Consider the following 16,964-nt stretch of genomic DNA (forward strand, 5'->3'; position numbering starts at 1 on the left):
TCCTCTATCGCCGGTCAAGCTTGAACCGGGGTGGCAACTTTACCGCCCTGTTTTTCAAGAACCGCTTCCGTAATCGAATTGGGAACGCGCCTCGGTGTCTCGACTATGCCGAGCACCGGCATGGCGACGAGGAAGAAGAGGAAGTAGAACAATGTCGCGAACTGCGCAGCCGTGGTGTAGATCCCTTCCGCCGGCTGCGAGCCCAGCCAACCGAGCAGGATGGCATCGGCGACGAACAGCCAGAAGAACAGCTTGTACCACGGACGATAGACGGCCGAACGAACCTTCGACGTATCGAGCCACGGCAGGAAGAACAGCACGATGATCGCGCCGAACATCGTCAAGACGCCGCCGAGCTTGGAATCGATCGGCCCGATGTTGAAGGTGATCGACCGCAGCATTGCGTAGAACGGCAGGAAGTACCATTCCGGAACGATGTGAGCCGGCGTCTTCAGCGGATTGGCCGGGATATAGTTATCGGCGTGACCGAGGAAATTCGGCAGGTAGAAGACGAAATAGGCGAACACCAGCAGGAAGATCGAAACGCCAAGCGCGTCCTTGAGCGTGGCGTAGGGTGTGAAGGCCACGGTATCGGTCTTCAGCTTGACCTCGACGCCGGTCGGGTTCGTCTGGCCGGTCACATGCAGAGCCCAGATGTGCAGGATGACAACGCCGGCGATCATGAACGGCAGCAGATAGTGCAGCGAGAAGAAGCGGTTGAGCGTCGGATCGTCAACGGCGAAGCCGCCGAGCAGGAAGGTCTGGATCCAGTCGCCGACCCAAGGGAAGGCCGAGAAAAAGCCGGTGATAACAGTGGCACCCCAGAAGGACATCTGGCCCCAGGGCAGCACATAGCCCATGAAGGCGGTCGCCATCATCAGCAGATAGATGATCACGCCGAGGATCCAGAGGATTTCGCGCGGCGCCTTGTAGGAGCCGTAATAGAGGCCGCGCGCGATGTGGAGATAAACAGCGACAAAGAAGAAGGACGCGCCGTTGGCATGCATGTAGCGCAGCAGCCAGCCGTGGTTGACGTCGCGGACGATCTTTTCGACCGAATTGAAGGCGACGGTCGTATCCGCCGCATAATGCATGGCAAGGACGACACCCGTCAGGATCTGCAGAACGAGCATGACGGCCAGCATCGCGCCGAACGTATAGGCATAGTTCAGGTTGCGCGGAACCGGATAGGCAATGAAACTGTCATAGACCATACGCGGCAGCGGCAACCGCGCATCGACCCATTTTTCGAGCCCTGTGGATGGCTCGTAAGACGAATGAGTACTCATGATTCAGCTCCCCCTCAACCGACCTTGATCTTTTTTTCTGCGGTGAACGCATATAGCGGAATGGCGAGGTTCTGCGGCGCCGGCCCATGGCGGATGCGACCGGCGGTATCATAGACCGAACCGTGGCAGGGACAGAACCAGCCGCCATATTCCCCAGCCTGACCGAGCGGGATGCAACCGAGATGCGTGCAGACGCCGATCATGACAAGCCAGTTTTCCTTCCCATTACCGGCCGAACGCGCGGCATCGGTCGCTTGCGCATCCGACGGCAGATTGGCATTGCGGGCGACGGGATCCTTCAGATCGGAAATCTGCGTGCCCTTGGCATCGTCGATTTCCTTTTGCGTGCGGTTGCGGATGAAGACAGGCTTGCCGCGCCATTTCACCGTCAAAGACATGCCAGGCTCCAGGCTCGACACGTCGACTTCGATGGAAGCAAGAGCGAGTGTGGACGCATCCGGCCGCATCTGATCGATAAACGGCCAGGCGACGGCAACCGCGCCCACTGCGCCCGCCATTCCTGTCGTCAAATAAAGGAAATCGCGGCGAGTTGGCTCGCCGATGGTTTCACTTGTCGTACTATGCTCGCTCAAGGCTGGACATCCTCTTCCGCAAAACCGCGGCAGAGCCGCGGTACCCCCTCACTAACGGCGAATCAACGCGACCATAATTCCGCCATAGATTCCTCCGTAACCCGCTGCGTTCTAAGCTTGATCGCAAATTATGTCCAGTCTTGGCAAGGGAAGAGGGCACAATGTCGCGGCAAAACTGCGCTATTCGTTCGCAAGGCCGGAGCTTAAAATCGCAAGCTGCAGTGACGCGGCCCTAAGCACATGAAAAAACGAGCGATTCAGATAATATATTTTTATGATGCAAGGCAAAATAAACAGTGATTTCAATGCTGCATTGCGGCATAAGCGGTAGCGGTACAGCGTCCGGTATATAATGAGCTTGCCTTTCTACCTCTTAAAACGGAATGGATTTAGCGCGCGATTTATGAACGATTGAGGCCGTTGCTGCGCCTCGTCAAAGCGCCGAAAACGAAGCACGAGAACCTCTCATGAGACATACGGTTTATTGCGTTCTATGTGTCCTCGCCACTCTGGCGCTCGGCATACTCGCGGCGCGCTACGTGGCCGATTCGTGGATACTGGCCTTTTTTGATAGCCTGCAGACCCACATCAGCCTGGTCGCGATCGTGCTCGCCCTGATCGCGCTTGTTTTCAAACGGCACTGGTATGCGACATTCCTGGTGTTGGTCGGCGCCGCGCTGCTGGTGCATTCCGTTATCATGCTCCAGGAATATGCCGTCCCCTCCTTCATTGCGCCGGCGGAAGCATCGGTCGGAAGCTTCAGGCTCCTCTCCTTCAACATAGAGGACAGCAACTTCGAGAACGGCGGACGTATCGCCGATCTCATCATCGGCTCGAAGGCCGATATCGTCGAAATCTTCGAGGCAGGCCCGATCTTTTCGCAGATGGATCGCATCACACAGGTCTATCCCTACCACATCGGCTGTGGCGTGATGACGTCCGATTGCGACTCGCTGATGCTGTCGAAGCGGCCGTTCCAGACGCAGCTCATGCGCAGCCTCGGCAGCCTTTGGGACAATCGTTTCATTCTCGCCACCATCGACATGGAGGGACAGCCCGTCAATTTCGCATCGGTCCATCTGAGCAAGCCCTATTTCGACGCCTTCCATCAGATCGAACTCGATCTTCTCGGCTCGATCCTTGGCGATGTGAAAGGGCCGTTGATCCTGGCCGGCGATTTCAACGCGTCGGTCATCGTGCCCGATATGCGGGACTTCCTGGCGGCAACCGGCCTGCGCCACGCCTTCCCGGAACCGGCCACATGGCCGATCGAGGCCGGCGCCTACGGCATCACGATCGACCATGTGTTCGCGCGCGCTCCGCTGCGGCTGGTATCGGTAAAGCAGATACCCGACGCCATGGGCTCGAACCATTTCGGCGTGATGACGGAGTTCGGCATTTCCAAATAGTGGCTTGATATCGCAGGTTCTTGGCGGAGATGCGCGCGGAGGAGAGGCTATTCGGCGTCGGTCGCTATGAAGCCACCGGATTGACGTGCCCAGAGCTCGGAATAGAGGCCGCGGCGGGCGATCAGCTCGTCATGGGTCCCCTCCTCGATGATCTTGCCCTTGTCGACCACGATCAGCCGGTCGAGCTTGGCAATGGTCGATAGCCGATGGGCGATCGCCAACACGGTCTTGCCCTTCATCAGCGTGTCGAGATTGGATTGCAGCGCGGCCTCGGCCTCAGAATCCAGCGCCGACGTCGCTTCATCGAGCACCAGGATCGGCGCGTCCTTCAGCATGACGCGCGCGATCGCGATACGCTGGCGCTGGCCGCCCGAAAGCTTGACGCCGCGCTCGCCGACATGGGCCGCATAGGCGGCGCGCCCCTTTTGATCTTCGAGATCGATGATGAACCTGTCCGCCTCCGCCTGGCGTGCCGCCTCCACCATCCGCTCGTCGCCGGCATCCGGACGACCGAAAAGAATGTTGTCGCGAATGGAGCGGTTCAGAAGGGCGGTATCCTGAGTCACCATACCGATCGCACCGCGCAGCGACTCCTGTCGCACGCGGGCTATGTCCTGGCCGTCGATCAGGATGCGGCCGCCTTCAAGGTCATAGAAGCGCAGCAGCAGATTGACGAGCGTCGTCTTGCCCGCCCCCGAGCGGCCGACAATGCCGACCTTCTCGCCCGCGCGCACGCAGAGGGAGAAATTGTCGATGATGCCGCCGCCGCGCCCGTAGTGGAAGGTCACGTTCTCGAAGCGGATTTCGGGGCCGCTGATCGTCAGGTCCTTGGCGCCTGCCTGGTCGACCAGGCCGATCGGCTCGGAGATCATCTCGGCCGAATTCTGGATCGTACCGAGATTGCGCATGATGGCGTTGAACTGCGCCATCATGCGGCCGAAGAGCATGTTCAGCCGCAGCACCATGCTGAGCGTGAAAGCAACGCCGCCGGTCGAGATCGCGCCGGACAACCAGAGATGCACGGCAAGCGCGCCGATGGTGGTGATCATCACGCCCGACAGCAGGGCGAGCGAGGAACGTACACCCGTCAACAGCCGCGTGAAAGGCATGACGGCGGCCTGGAAACGATCGAAGCCGTTGCGGATATAATCGTCGTTCTGCTCCTCACGTCCGAAGAGCTTTAGCGTCTGGATATTGGCATAGGCGTCGACCATGCGGCCGTTCAGCATCGAGGATGCCTCCGCCGCGTTGCGGGCGTGCCGCCGGATGCGCGGCACGAAGTGGCGGGCCAGCAGCGAGAAGATGCCGATCCACACCGTAATCACCAGCGCCAGCCGCCAGTCGAGCCTGCCGACCAGCGCAATGGTGGAAGCGGCATAGATGATGATGAACCAGACCACTTGCAGCAGCGACACGACAAGATCGCCTGTCGCCTGGCCCGCCGACCAGACCTTGGTGACGACACGCCCGGAAAAATCGTTCTGGAAGAATTCGACCGATTGCCTGGCCACGTGCCGATAGGCCTGCCAGCGCACGAGATTGAGAAAGCCGGGCACGACGACCTGCTCCTCCACAAGCGCACCAAGGCTGACGACCACGAAGCGGACCACCAGAACGACGAAGACCATGCCGAGGAGCACTCCCCCATGGCCGGCGAGCAGTCCGCTCCATCCTTCGCCCGGGTTCACCCTGTCGAGAATGTCGACCAGATGGCCGACGAACCAGAACAGCGCCGCCTCGAGCATCGCCACGGCACCGCCGAGCGCCGCCATCGCCAGGAACGGGCCTTTCGCCTGGCTGACATAGTACCAGATGAACGCCCCGAGCGACCGCGGCGGACGAAGATCGCCGCTGCGGTAGTAGGGATCAATCCACGTCTCGAACAGACGGTACACGGAACGGATGAGCATGCGAGCGATATAGGGAATTTCTGAGAGCTCGCAAAGTAAAGGGGGCCATAGCGAAGGTTACATTTTTGTTAGGATTGGATGCGGCGGGCTCACCACGAATGAGGCGCCAACAGAAAGGGCGGCCGAAGCCGCCCTTTCCTCATGCTTACTCCGCTGCCGCCTCGGCCTCTTCGTGGTCCGCAAGGAAACCACCGGACTGGCGGCTCCAGAGCTCGGCATAGATGCCGCCGTTCTGGACCAGCTCCTGATGTGTGCCCATCTCGATGTTCCGACCCTTGTCGAGGACGATGAGACGGTCCATCTCGGTCAGCGTCGACAGGCGATGCGCAATGGCGATCACCGTCTTGCCATGCATCAGCGCGAAGAGGTTTTCCTGGATCGCCGCTTCCACTTCGGAATCGAGCGCCGAGGTCGCCTCGTCAAGCACCAGGATCGGCGCGTCCTTCAGGAAGACGCGGGCGATCGCGATGCGCTGCCGCTGGCCGCCGGAGAGCTTGACGCCGCGCTCGCCGACCTGCGCATCCAGCCCTTTGCGGCCCTGCATGTCGACCAGACCTTCGATGAACTCCCAGGCATTGGCGCGTTTTGCCGCCTGGGTCACCTCTTCGTCGGTCGCATCCGGGCGGCTGTAGGCGATGTTGTCGCGGATCGAGCGGTGCAACAACGACGTATCCTGCGTCACTACGCCGATCATCGAACGAAGGCTGTCCTGCGTCACCCCGGCTATGTCGTGGCCGTCGATGGTGATGCGACCGCTCTCCAGATCGTAGAAGCGGAGCAGCAAGTTCATCAGCGTCGTCTTGCCGGCGCCTGAGCGACCGACGAGCCCGATCTTTTCGCCGGCCCGAATGTCCAGGGTCAGATCCTCGATGACACCCTTCGCTTTGCCATAGTGGAAGCGAATGTGGTCGAAGCGGATTGCGCCCTGCTTGGCTGAGATCGGCGAAGCCGTCGGCTGATCGACGATGTCATGCGGCTTCGTCATCATCTCCATGCCGTCATAGACCGTGCCGATATTCTCGAAGAGCGCCGAAACTTCCCACATCACCCACTGCGACATGCCGTTGACGCGCATGGCAAGGCCGATAGCAATGGCGATCGAGCCGACCGAGATCGAACCGCTGAGCCAGAACCAGATCGACAGCGCCGAAACGATGAACAGCGCCACGCAGTTGTTGATGTAGACGGCGGCATGGAACATCGTCACCTTGCGCATCTGCTGGTGCACGGTGCCCAGGAATTCCTCCATGCCAGCCCTGGCGTACTTCTCCTCCCGACCCGCGTGCGAAAACAGCTTCACCGTCGCGATGTTGGTATAGCTGTCGACGACACGACCCGTCATAGTCGAGCGCGCATCGGCCTGCTGTGCGGCGATCTTGCGCAGCACCGGTACGAAATAGGCGACAATGGCGACATAGACGCCGAGCCAAAGCAGGATCGGGAACATCAGCCGCCAATCCGCCATCGCGATCACGAGGATCATCGACAGGAAGTACGTGACCACATAGACGAAGACGTCGAGGATCTTCATCACCGTTTCGCGCACGGCAAGCGAGGTCTGCATCACCTTGGTGGCGACTCGGCCTGCGAACTCGTTGGCGAAAAAAGTCATGCTGTGGCGCAGCAGGAAGCGATGCATCTGCCAGCGCGCGATCATCGGATAGTTGCCGAGCAGGACCTGGTGCATGATGAAGCTGTCGAGCACCGCCGCAAACGGCAGGCCGATCAGCACCATCGCCCCCATCCAGAAAAGCTTGTGCCATTCCGTTTGCAGGAAGGTCGTCCTATCGGCCTTGGTCAGCCAATCGACGATATCGCCAAGAAACTGGAACAGCGCCACCTCCCCGATCGCGATCAGCATCGTGAGGATGCTCATGGCGATCAACCAGGGTGCTGCCGGCTTGGTATAGTGCCAGCAAAAGGCAAAGAGACCGCGCGGCGGAGCGTCCGGCACCTCGCTCGGAAAGGGGTTTAGTCGCTGTTCGAACCAGCCAAACATTGAAATGCTCCAAAGACTCGACCTTTTGACCATCCGCTGCGCCTAAAGGTGCAGACTGATATGGTGACCGGACGATGAAAGAACGAGGCCATATTGGCCGCGCAACGAAACGAAAAGGGGGACCTGCGAAAGTGCGCCTTGAAGCGCCCTAATCAGAACCGTGGGTTCACGGCACGGAGGCGCATCATTACAAAGGTGATATCCATCTGTGCCTCCTATCTCGCTGGTTGTAGAGCGAGTATCTTTTAGCGCGCATTTCCTGTTTTGAAAAGTGAAATATGCCTGAAAAATGGGCTGAAACCTTCAATTGTGCTGATGGAAGACATCACAAAAATCGAGGTATCGCGGAAAATCGAAGACAAATCCGCGTGATTTCGCTAGTTGCAGGCCATGACCACGCTTCGCATCGCCCTCTACCAGCCCGACATTCCCGGCAATACCGGCACGATCCTGCGTCTGGCCGCTTGCCTTGGCCTTAGCGTCGACATCATCGAACCGGCGGGCTTCGACATTTCGGACCGCAACCTGAAGCGCGCCGGCATGGATTACCTGGCAGCCGTGACCCTGACCAGGCACGTGAACTGGGACCGCTTCGAGGCGTGGCGTTTGGAAAGCGGGCGGCGGCTGGTGCTCGCCTCCACCAAAGCGGCCGAACGACATACCGACTTCGCCTTCCGCAGCGACGATATTCTCCTCTTCGGCCGTGAGAGCGCAGGCGTGCCCGAGCATGTGCACGACAAGGCCGATGGCCGCATTTTGATCCCGATGGTCGAAGGCCAGCGCTCCATCAATGTCGCCATGTCGGCGGCCATGATAGCAGGCGAAGCGCTGCGGCAGACGCAATGGACGCCGATCCCGCGCTAGGCCTGAATGTCGTGCCCGAATAGGCGTTGGCACGTCGGATAAAGTGTGAGAAGCTTTGCCCTGGAATGCTCTAACTCAGGCAACCTTGGCGAGGTGACCCATGTTCCAGACGGCATTCACTCTCTCCCTCATCCAGTTCGCGCGCATCTTGAGCCTCCCCGAGCGGCTTCAGCGCTCCCCCCTTCGCAATCTCGCTCTCGAGGGCCTTCGCCAACGGAATGTCGCACTCGACGCCCTGTTTTACGACATCAAGGTGATCACGCCGGAAGAAGCCTTCTACATCAGCGACTCGCTCGCCGCCCAGGGTGCGATCATGATCGTCCCGCCAAGCGATGGTGCGCCGATTATCCTTTGCGAGACGGTGGACGAATTCGTCCTGCGCGGCGGCGATAAGGTGCGGGCACTCGCCGTCGCCGGCATCGGCGGCTCCGCGTTGGGTGCGGCCGCCTTCGCCCGAAACGTGGCGGACGCAATCCAGGGGCCGGTCGCCGTTGTCGTCTCCGGCTACGGCATCGCCGATGTCATCACCGAGGCTTTCGGCGGACTTTTTTTCTTCGGACATCTGAGGGGCCTGCGACCGATGCTGGAAACGTTGGACGACCTTGCCGGACGTCCCAAAGTCGGAGCATATGGCGACGGAGCGGCCGCCCGCACCAGCCTCGATACCAGAACCGTGCGGGCGCTTCTTGCTGATCCCCGCCTCTCCTTCCGCCTGCTGGTCGGCCACTCCAAGGGCAATCTCGTGCTTTCCGCCGCCCTGCATGATCTTTGCAAAGAGGACGAGATACGGGTCGCCGACCTGGCCGAAACTATGAAGATCGTGACGATAGGCGCACGCATCGCCATGCCGCCGGCCTTCACCGACGTCGTCGATGTCATGGGCGAATGGGACTGGTTCGGCGAAATCAATTCCCGGCCGTTCATCGACGCCGATCGACACATTCCCCATGCCTGGCATCATACGAATACGGATTTGGGCGGCCATTTGCCTGTGACATCAACGCTCAAGGAAATCCTGGCGATCTCGCCGATAGCAGCGGATGCGCGGGCCGAGGAAAGCAGCGCGGAAGCATCGCCGTTGGCGAACGAGACAATCGTTGCCTTGTCCTCTGCTCGTCCCGGACCGCGACCCGCAACAATCGAAAAGGTCAAAAAGGCCTTCTCGGTAAGCACATTGCCAAGCACGCCGCACAGTGAACCCGGCTCTTCCGAAGATTTGCAACCGCCCAAGCCACATTGAAGCGGACGCTGCGCAAATACTGACCCCATATGTCGCAAGTGATGATGGACTAAGGTCTCCGCAAGCGTATAATGCTTAGCCGGCGATTAAAATTGCCTCTTCTCATCCGATACGCCTGCATGCTGAAATACATGCCTTTTCAGTATGTTATTATGCTTTCGGATTTATCTAGCAAATGGCGGCATGAGGAAGAATAAGAAGAAAATTGGAATCTACCATTGTCATGATCAATCTGTTCGGGGCCGTTGCTCTCCTGCTCTTCGGCCTTGCACAGGTGAAGGATGGCGTGTCGCGCGCCTTCGGAGCCAAGCTCAGAACAGGCCTTGCCAAGGGCACGCGCAGCGGCGGACGCTCATTCCTATCCGGCTTCCTGGCGACAATTGCTCTGCAGAGCTCCACAGCGACGGCGCTGATGATTGCCTCCTTCGTCGAGCGCGATCTCGTCCTGCCGAGCATGGCACAGATCGTCCTGCTTGGCGCCAATGTCGGCACGGCGGTCACGGCATGGATCGTCGCGACCGGCATCGAATGGCTGTCCCCTCTTATCCTTCTCATAGGCATCGTACTCTATCGCCGCTCGTCGACCTCCAAGCAGGGCGCTGGAGCGGCGCTCATCGGTATCGGGCTGATGTTGCTTTCGTTGCAATTGCTGAGCCTTGCTACCGCGCCGATGCGGCAATCGCCGGCGCTTGGTGCCTTCATCGGCCTGCTTGACGGCGCGCTGCCAGTGGCGCTCATCTTCTCGGCTGTCCTGGCCTTTGTGTCCTCGTCCAGCCTTGCCGTCGTCGTGCTGATCCTGTCGCTTGCGTCAGCAGGCATATTGTCCCCAGCATTGACGGTGGTGCTCGTGCTCGGTGCCAATCTCGGCGGCGCGATCCCGCCGGTCATGGCGACATTGTCAGGCCCGGCGACCGCGCGGCGCGTCACCCTCGGCAACCTGATCGTGCGCGCGATCGGCTGCCTCATCGCGCTGCCGCTCGCAGGCTATATCGGCGACTGGATGCAAAACCTCCATTTCTCGCCGGCCAAACTGCCCGTGGATGTGCATCTGCTTTTCAATATCGCCCTTGCCGTCTGCGCCTGGCCCTTCTCGCGCCTGCTGTCAAAGGTGATGCTCCGGCTTGTGCCGGATGATCCGCGGGCCGACGACGGGCCGAATTTTCTCGATCAGCAGGCCCTCACCACGCCTGTCGTCGCACTCGCAAGCGCCACGCGCGAGGTGCTCGGCGTCGGGGATCTCGTCGAACGCATGCTGATCCGCACGGAAAATGCCTTCAACGACAACGACCTGTCGCCGTTGAAGGAAGTCCCGATTCTGGAGAAGCGCGTCGATCGGATCCAGCAGGAGGTGAAGATCTACCTGTCGAAGCTCGGCCGCGACGGGCTGGATGCCGAGAACGGCAGGCGCTCCATCGTCATCATCGACTATGCCATCAATCTCGAGCATATAGGCGACATCATCGAGAAGGGCCTTGCCGAGCAGGTGGCGAAGAAGATCGGCAAGGGGCTGACCTTCTCGGAGGACGGGTACCGCGAGCTGCGAAGCCTCTTCAGCCTGACAATCGACAACCTGCGCATCGCCCAGACCATCCTCGTGACCCGCGACTCCAATCTCGCCAGGCAACTGATGGAGGTGAAGGTCGACGTCCGCCGGCTGGAGAAACAGTCCTCCGAGCGCCACCTCGAAAGACTGCGCGACGGCCGCGTCGACAGCCTGCAGACCAGCTCGCTGCATCTCGACATGCTGCGCGATCTGAAGCGCATCAATGCTCACATCGTTTCGGTGGCACATCCGATCCTGGACGAGAGCGGGTTGCTGATCGAAAGCCGGTTGCGGAGTACACAATAAGACCGCGCAGGCTCATTGCCTGCCATCGCAAGCCGCAATTTCGTCCGACTCAATCCGCCGACGGCAAACGCCGCATGGTGAATTCGATGCGGTCGCCCTCGATTTGACGCCAGCTTTCAACTTCGGTCCAATAGGCGGCTTTGGGGAATTCATCGAACCATTCGCGCGCCTTGGCGCGTGCGTCAGGGCGACTGAGACAAAAGGTCTCGCGAACGAAATCGCTCTTTCTGCCGGTTGGATGCTCCTGCCGGTGGCGGAATATTCGGTTTCTCAGCCCATCAAGGGGCGGCGGTCCGGGTATCTTCATGATAAAACCTCGCCAATGGGAGGGAACATAGTACCGCATCGGGAAATTTGCGAGTCGATTTTCCTGCGACGCTGCTGCACTGGCTGCGCCGCAGTGTTGCTGTTATTCAAAATCACGATACATACGGTGCGAATCGCGGGCCGCCAGCTGCCTGCGCCGTCGGAGAGCATGCATGGAACGACCCAATCTTCCCAAAGGACTACCCGAAGATATTGAAGCAAAGAAAGAGGCGGCGCGAACCTGGTTCGAGAGCCTGCGCGACGCGATCTGCGCCGAGTTCGAGCAGTTGGAGAACGAGCTTGCCGGCCCCCTTTCCGACCAGGAGCCGGGACGCTTCGTCGCCAAGGACTGGCAGCGGGAAAAGGGCCAGGGCGGTGGCGGCCGCATGTCGATGATGGAAGGCCGCGTCTTCGAAAAGGTCGGCGTCCACACCTCGACCGTCCATGGCGAATTTTCTCCCGATTTCCGCAGCCAGATACCGGGCGCCGAGGAAGACCCGCGCTTCTGGGCGTCTGGCCTGTCGCTGATCGCCCACCCGGTCAATCCGAACGTGCCGGCCGTGCATATGAATACCCGTATGGTGGTCACGACCAGTCACTGGTTCGGCGGCGGCGCCGATCTGACGCCGGTGCTCGACCGTCGTCGCACGCAGGAAGACCCCGACAGCGTCCTCTTTCATCGCGCCATGCAGATCGTCTGCGACCGGCATGCCATCGCTGACTATCAGCGTTACAAGAGCTGGTGCGACGAATATTTCTTCCTGAAACACCGCAACGAGGCACGCGGAATCGGCGGCATCTTCTTCGACTGGCTGCATTCCGAGGAAGAAGCGGGCGGCTGGAATGCCGATTTCGCCTTTACCCGCGACGTCGGACGGGCCTTCTCCATGGTCTACCCGCGGATCGTCCGCTCGAATTTCAACGAGACATGGTCCGAGGAGGATCGCGACGAGCAATTAATTCGTCGCGGACGCTATGTGGAGTTCAATTTGCTGTACGATCGGGGTACAATATTCGGGCTGAAAACAGGCGGCAACGTCGAGTCGATTTTATCATCTCTGCCGCCGGTGGTGCGTTGGCCTTAGGGCGTTCAACACAAAATGATCAGACAGAACCCTGAAATTGCCCGAGGGAGTGCCTAGGTGACGTAATGCTCGTTTCAATCGGAGGAGGTTGTAATGGCAGTACTGAATCAAGTCACGGAAGTTTCAAAAGAACAGAAGCTTTCGCGCGCGGTCGATAGTCCGGAATTCGTCATCCGGCTGGCTGAGGATATGCGGATCCGCAGCGGATCCGATTTGCCGCTGTCCTGCTTCATCGAGCAGGTGAGGATGCAGCTCGCACGCAAGTCGCCGAGCGAAATCGCTCGCATGACCGCCGATCGTTCGACCAGACAAGCGCCCATACCGAAATATCAGTCTTCGGACTGCTTCAGATCCTGGGCGATGCCGGATTGAAGTCCACAAGCACGCGTCCGGCAAGCAAAGAGCCTTGCCGGACGCGAGAAACCTTTTCCAGCCCGTTGCGTTTTAACCCTAATGCCCTTCGGCATTGAGGAATGTCCAAGCGTTGAAATATGAGGAGGAAGATATGCGCCTGTTCGAATGTGGTACGCTGGTGCCCGGCTGCACCTGGCACACTCGCGCCAAGGACGATGCCGAGGTGGTTCGCCGCGCCGTCGAGCACATGCGTGACGCGCATGGCGAAACAATCGTCCGGGAAAACATGGTCGATAACATCAAGGCACGCATTCGCGACGAGGCGAACGCGGCCTGATCCGCCGGCTTGGGCTGTCAGGCGCTCGCCAAATCCTTGAGCCGGGCGAGAAGTTTGGCCCGGCTCATCGCGAAGTTCCCATCGAGCCATTCCTGCTCGAGCTTGCCGAGAACCTCCCCGACCCGGGGGCCGGCGGCAATGCCTGCGGCAAGCGCATCCGCGCCGCCGAGCGGGAAAGCCGGCCGCTTCCATTTCGTCGTTCGCTCCAGCAATTTGCTAAGCCGCGCAGCGCGCGCCATCTCCTCGAAATCGCCCTCCGCCTTGCCCCGCGCGATAGCAAGCGCAAGCTTCAGTCGCGCGACAACGCCCGATGCATCATGGCGATAGAGCAAGCGATCGAAGGCCGCTTCCGACATGTCGTCCTTGATCGCGGGCATGTTTGCCCAGGCCTGCAGACAGGCCGCCTCGGCCTTAGACATGCGCAGCCGCTCGGCGAGCTTGGCAAGTCTCGCCGCATCCGGCGGCACGATGGCGGCAAGCCGCAACAAGGGATCGGACGGCCAGCGGAGCGCCTGTTCGGTGGTTACGAGCGCCGGAATGGCATCGATCCCCCATTTCTCCGTTTCCGGCAGAACCTCGGTCAATATCCCCACCTGGCGCATCCAGAGCAGCGCCCGGCCCGGATCCTTGGCTGCGAGCAGCTTCTTCATCTCCGACCAGACACGCTCGGCCGACAGCGCGGCGATCTTGGACCGGGCCGCCGCGCAGGCGCGCAGTCCGTCCGCATCCGGCCGGCCGCTGCCGTAGTGCGCGAAGAAACGGAAGAAGCGCAATATGCGCAGATGATCTTCGGCAATCCGCGCCGCGGCATCGCCGATGAAGCGGATATTGCGACGCTCGAGATCGGCAAGCCCGCCCACCAGATCGAGCACCTCGCCATCGACCGAGGCATAGAGAGCGTTGATCGTCAGGTCCCGCCGCTCGGCATCGGCCTGCCAGTCCTCGCTGAAGGCGACGCGGGCGCGGCGTCCATCCGTCTCAACATCTCGCCGCAAGGTCGTGATCTCAAACGGTTTTCCGTCGATGACCAGGGTGACCGTGCCATGAGCGATGCCGGTTGGCACCGCCTTGATGCCCGCCGCAGCCGCTCTTTCGACAACGGCCTCCGGCAGCAATGTCGTGGCGATATCGATATCGGCGACCGGAAGCCCCATGAGGCTGTTGCGCACGGCGCCGCCGACGACGCGGCCCTCGCCGCCATCGGCATTCAGCAGCGATAGCGCCCGCTGCAGCGCCTCATCCCGGAACCAGGCTTCACCGGCAACGGACGTCATGAATAGAGCCTTTCGTAAAGCGTGCGGACGATGCCCGCGGTAATGCCCCAGATCATGCGCTGCCCATAGGGCATGCGATAGAAATGACGCTCGATCCCCTGCCACAGCATGGTATCCGTCGCGTGGTGGCTGGGATCCATCAGGAAAGACAGCGGCACCTCGAAGGCATCCTCGACCTCGGTCGGATTGAGAGCCAGATCGAAGCCGGGCTTCACTACGGCAAGGATAGGCGTGATGCGGAAGCCGGTCGCTGCAAGATAATGCGGAAGCCGCGCGACGGGCTCTATGAAGATATCGGCAAGCCCGATCTCCTCTCCCGCCTCGCGCACGGCGGCCATTTCCGGTGAAGCGTCTTCGGGATCGACCGCACCGCCCGGAAAGGCGATCTGGCCGGAATGCTTGCGCAAGGTCGACGTCCGCAGCGTGAAGATCACCTTGGCGTCGTCGCCGGTGTCGACAACAGGCACGAGCACCGCCGCATCCCGCAGCTTCAGGCCCTCGACCTGCAATATCGTTTCGGGATTGAGGAGATGATCGCCGTGATCGCGCCAGGCAAGCTCAATGGGGCCACCGCTCTGATTGAGGGCACGCCGCCGAAATTCATCCGCGGAATAAAGGGGGAATTCGCTCATCGCGTCAGCGCATCCAATTCGGCAACCGGCATCACGGGAAAGATAGAGCTGCCGGAGCGCACGCAGAAGATCTCCCGGCCGGCGATTTCGACGGGCTCGCCGAGTTCCACGAGATCATACATGACCGCGCGCGTCACCAGGGCTTCCAACCGACCGCGAACATGCAAATAGGGTTTCAGTTCGTCGTTCTCGCCGCGGATGACGAAACGGATCGGATGCTCCCTGCCCGCCTCGACGACATCACCGACATTGGTGCGGAAAGTCAGCACGCGTCTGCCATCGCGCTCGTTCACGCTCATCTCGACGGCGACGAACGGCGCGTCGACGACGCGGATCCCGACCTTTTCCACAGGCGTGACGAGGTAGGTCTTCTCGTCCTCGTCCTTGCGCAGCACTGTGGAAAACAGGCGCACCAACGGCGCGCGGCCGATGGGCGTGCCCAGATAATACCAGGTGCCGTCGGCCCTGATTTCCATGTCGATATCGCCGCAAAACGGCGGATCCCAGCGATCGACGGGCGGTAGGCCCTTCTTGCGGCCGCCGCTGTCGCCGGCGGCGCGCGAAATCAGCGCCGCGAGACTCGCCGCATCACCGGTCGCCTTGATTTCCTCGGTTGCCATTCTTCCGTCCCGGTTCGCCGTTAGTCACGAATACGACAGTTTCTCACGAGATAGTCATTCGAAACGTGCTTGTCAGCCGTCTTCGTGGCGATAAGTTGTATTGGTTATGAAGCAAATGTGTAAGGTCTGCGAATCGCGCGCGCCGTTTTTCTGCCATTGGAGATGCAAATGGGCATGATCAAATCGACCGAAACGAGCCTCGACGAGCAGGCGATCATTGCATCGGCCGAGAAGGCGCTGAGCGATATCGCCAACATACGCGAAGAGGTATCGAAGGTCATTTTCGGCCAGGAAAGCGTCGTGGAGAATACGCTGCTTGGCGTGCTCGGGGGCGGTCACGCCCTGCTTGTCGGCGTGCCGGGCCTTGCAAAGACCAAGCTCGTGACCACGCTTGGCGCCGTCCTCGGCCTTGCCTCCAGCCGCGTGCAGTTCACGCCCGACCTGATGCCGTCGGATATTCTCGGCTCCGAAGTCATGGATCAGGACGAAAGCGGTCGCCGCTCCTTCCGTTTCGTGAAAGGCCCGGTCTTCGCGCAGCTGCTGATGGCAGACGAGATCAACCGCGCCTCGCCGCGCACGCAATCGGCGCTGCTGCAATCGATGCAGGAGTATCACATCACCATCGCTGGCCAGCGGTATGACCTGCCCGCGCCCTTCCATGTGCTGGCAACGCAGAATCCGCTGGAACAGGAAGGCACCTATCCGCTTCCGGAAGCCCAGCTCGACCGCTTCCTGCTGCAGGTCGATGTGGACTATCCGGAACTCGCAGATGAGCGCCGTATCCTGCTCGAAACCACCGGCGTCAGCGAAGCGACGCCGCAGGCCGTCATCGATGCCGCGCGCCTGCTGGAGATTCAGCAATTGATCCGCCAGATGCCCGTCAGCGACGGCGTCGTCGACGCGATCCTGTCCCTGGTGCGCTCCGCCCGACCCGGCCAGGGCAACGCCTCGACCGACAAGCACGTCGCCTGGGGCCCTGGCCCTCGCGCCGGCCAGGCGATGATGCTCTGCGCCCGCGCCCGTGCACTTTATGAAGGCCGGCTTGCGCCGTCGATCGACGATGTGCATGCGCTGGCCGAGCCCGTGCTCGAACATCGCATGGCGCTGACCTTTGCCGCCCGCGCCGAGGGCATGTCCGTGCGCGATGTCATCGCAGGGCTGGTAAAGCAGTCGAGAACCTAAGCTGGGTGTCGAGGAGAGTAT

Annotated in this window: 16 protein-coding genes; 8 read left to right on the top strand and 8 right to left on the bottom strand. The window is 60.7% G+C overall.

All coding sequences use genetic code 11. From position 1 onward, the window contains the following. Positions 1–14 precede the first annotated feature (14 nt). Together GA0061101_RS28740 and petA are read right to left on the bottom strand one after the other, a co-directional pair. On the bottom strand, positions 15–1,289 hold the full coding sequence (locus GA0061101_RS28740) for a cytochrome b (RefSeq protein ID WP_034504061.1): 1,275 nt from the start codon (positions 1,287–1,289) through the stop codon (positions 15–17). 14 nt (positions 1,290–1,303) lie between these two features. Continuing rightward, entirely contained in the window at positions 1,304–1,882 is a 579-nt protein-coding gene (gene petA / locus GA0061101_RS28745; protein ID WP_037194725.1) for a ubiquinol-cytochrome c reductase iron-sulfur subunit, read from the bottom strand. A 467-nt stretch (positions 1,883–2,349) separates the two neighbouring features. Here petA and GA0061101_RS28750 point away from each other — a divergent pair, with 467 nt between their 5' ends. Then, a complete protein-coding gene (locus GA0061101_RS28750; RefSeq protein WP_092576299.1) occupies positions 2,350–3,291 on the top strand; it encodes an endonuclease/exonuclease/phosphatase family protein in 942 nt (313 codons plus the stop codon). Positions 3,292–3,338: 47 nt separating this feature from the next. On the opposite strand, the gene GA0061101_RS28755 is transcribed toward GA0061101_RS28750, so the two are convergent. Beyond that, a complete protein-coding gene (locus tag GA0061101_RS28755) occupies positions 3,339–5,201 on the bottom strand; it encodes an ABC transporter ATP-binding protein (RefSeq protein ID WP_047562682.1) in 1,863 nt (620 codons plus the stop codon). Between the two features lie 145 nt (positions 5,202–5,346). Further along, entirely contained in the window at positions 5,347–7,200 is a 1,854-nt protein-coding gene (locus GA0061101_RS28760; protein ID WP_092576302.1) for an ABC transporter ATP-binding protein, read from the bottom strand. Between the two features lie 390 nt (positions 7,201–7,590). Between GA0061101_RS28760 and GA0061101_RS28765 the strand changes: the two genes are divergently transcribed. From GA0061101_RS28765 to GA0061101_RS28775, 3 genes are all read left to right on the top strand, one after another. Next, positions 7,591–8,064, top strand: a complete 474-nt coding sequence (locus GA0061101_RS28765) for a tRNA (cytidine(34)-2'-O)-methyltransferase (protein ID WP_092576339.1) — start codon at positions 7,591–7,593, stop codon at positions 8,062–8,064. 100 nt (positions 8,065–8,164) lie between these two features. Then, positions 8,165–9,304 (top strand): hypothetical protein, encoded by a 1,140-nt coding sequence (locus tag GA0061101_RS28770; RefSeq protein WP_047562677.1) that lies wholly within the window; start codon positions 8,165–8,167, stop codon positions 9,302–9,304. 205 nt (positions 9,305–9,509) lie between these two features. Next, entirely contained in the window at positions 9,510–11,153 is a 1,644-nt protein-coding gene (locus GA0061101_RS28775; protein ID WP_037194734.1) for a Na/Pi cotransporter family protein, read from the top strand. A gap of 49 nt (positions 11,154–11,202) precedes the next feature. Here the strand turns inward: GA0061101_RS28775 and GA0061101_RS28780 are convergent, their stop codons facing one another. Then, the gene (locus tag GA0061101_RS28780; protein ID WP_047562966.1) at positions 11,203–11,463 is read right to left on the bottom strand and encodes a hypothetical protein; all 261 of its coding nucleotides are present in this window, start codon (positions 11,461–11,463) and stop codon (positions 11,203–11,205) included. Between the two features lie 169 nt (positions 11,464–11,632). Here GA0061101_RS28780 and hemF point away from each other — a divergent pair, with 169 nt between their 5' ends. From hemF to GA0061101_RS28795, 3 genes are all read left to right on the top strand, one after another. After that, on the top strand, positions 11,633–12,544 hold the full coding sequence (gene hemF / locus GA0061101_RS28785; protein WP_037194736.1) for an oxygen-dependent coproporphyrinogen oxidase: 912 nt from the start codon (positions 11,633–11,635) through the stop codon (positions 12,542–12,544). A gap of 93 nt (positions 12,545–12,637) precedes the next feature. Further along, on the top strand, positions 12,638–12,916 hold the full coding sequence (locus GA0061101_RS28790; RefSeq protein ID WP_047562675.1) for a hypothetical protein: 279 nt from the start codon (positions 12,638–12,640) through the stop codon (positions 12,914–12,916). 133 nt (positions 12,917–13,049) lie between these two features. Then, positions 13,050–13,235: a DUF1059 domain-containing protein gene (locus GA0061101_RS28795; protein WP_034504051.1), complete on the top strand. Its 186-nt coding sequence runs from the start codon at positions 13,050–13,052 to the stop codon at positions 13,233–13,235. Between the two features lie 17 nt (positions 13,236–13,252). Here GA0061101_RS28795 and GA0061101_RS28800 read toward each other — a convergent pair whose 3' ends face one another. The 3 genes from GA0061101_RS28800 to GA0061101_RS28810 are packed head-to-tail and all read right to left on the bottom strand — an operon-like array spanning position 13,253 to position 15,761. Continuing rightward, positions 13,253–14,509 carry a CCA tRNA nucleotidyltransferase gene (locus GA0061101_RS28800; protein ID WP_092576306.1) on the bottom strand — a complete coding sequence of 419 codons (1,257 nt, stop codon included), beginning with the start codon at positions 14,507–14,509 and terminating at the stop codon, positions 13,253–13,255. After that, the gene (locus GA0061101_RS28805; protein WP_037194745.1) at positions 14,506–15,141 is read right to left on the bottom strand and encodes a CoA pyrophosphatase; all 636 of its coding nucleotides are present in this window, start codon (positions 15,139–15,141) and stop codon (positions 14,506–14,508) included. The genes GA0061101_RS28800 and GA0061101_RS28805 overlap by 4 nt, the downstream gene beginning before the upstream one ends. After that, a complete protein-coding gene (locus tag GA0061101_RS28810) occupies positions 15,138–15,761 on the bottom strand; it encodes a DUF1285 domain-containing protein (RefSeq protein ID WP_047638656.1) in 624 nt (207 codons plus the stop codon). Before GA0061101_RS28810 ends, GA0061101_RS28805 begins: the two co-directional genes overlap by 4 nt. A 168-nt stretch (positions 15,762–15,929) precedes the next feature. On the opposite strand from GA0061101_RS28810, the gene GA0061101_RS28815 reads away from it, so the two are divergent. Next, positions 15,930–16,943: an AAA family ATPase gene (locus tag GA0061101_RS28815; protein ID WP_037194750.1), complete on the top strand. Its 1,014-nt coding sequence runs from the start codon at positions 15,930–15,932 to the stop codon at positions 16,941–16,943. Positions 16,944–16,964: the final 21 nt, after the last annotated feature.

The sequence above is a fragment of the Martinezella lusitana genome, assembly GCF_900094565.1.
In the GTDB taxonomy this organism is placed as follows: Bacteria; Pseudomonadota; Alphaproteobacteria; order Rhizobiales; family Rhizobiaceae; genus Rhizobium; species Rhizobium lusitanum.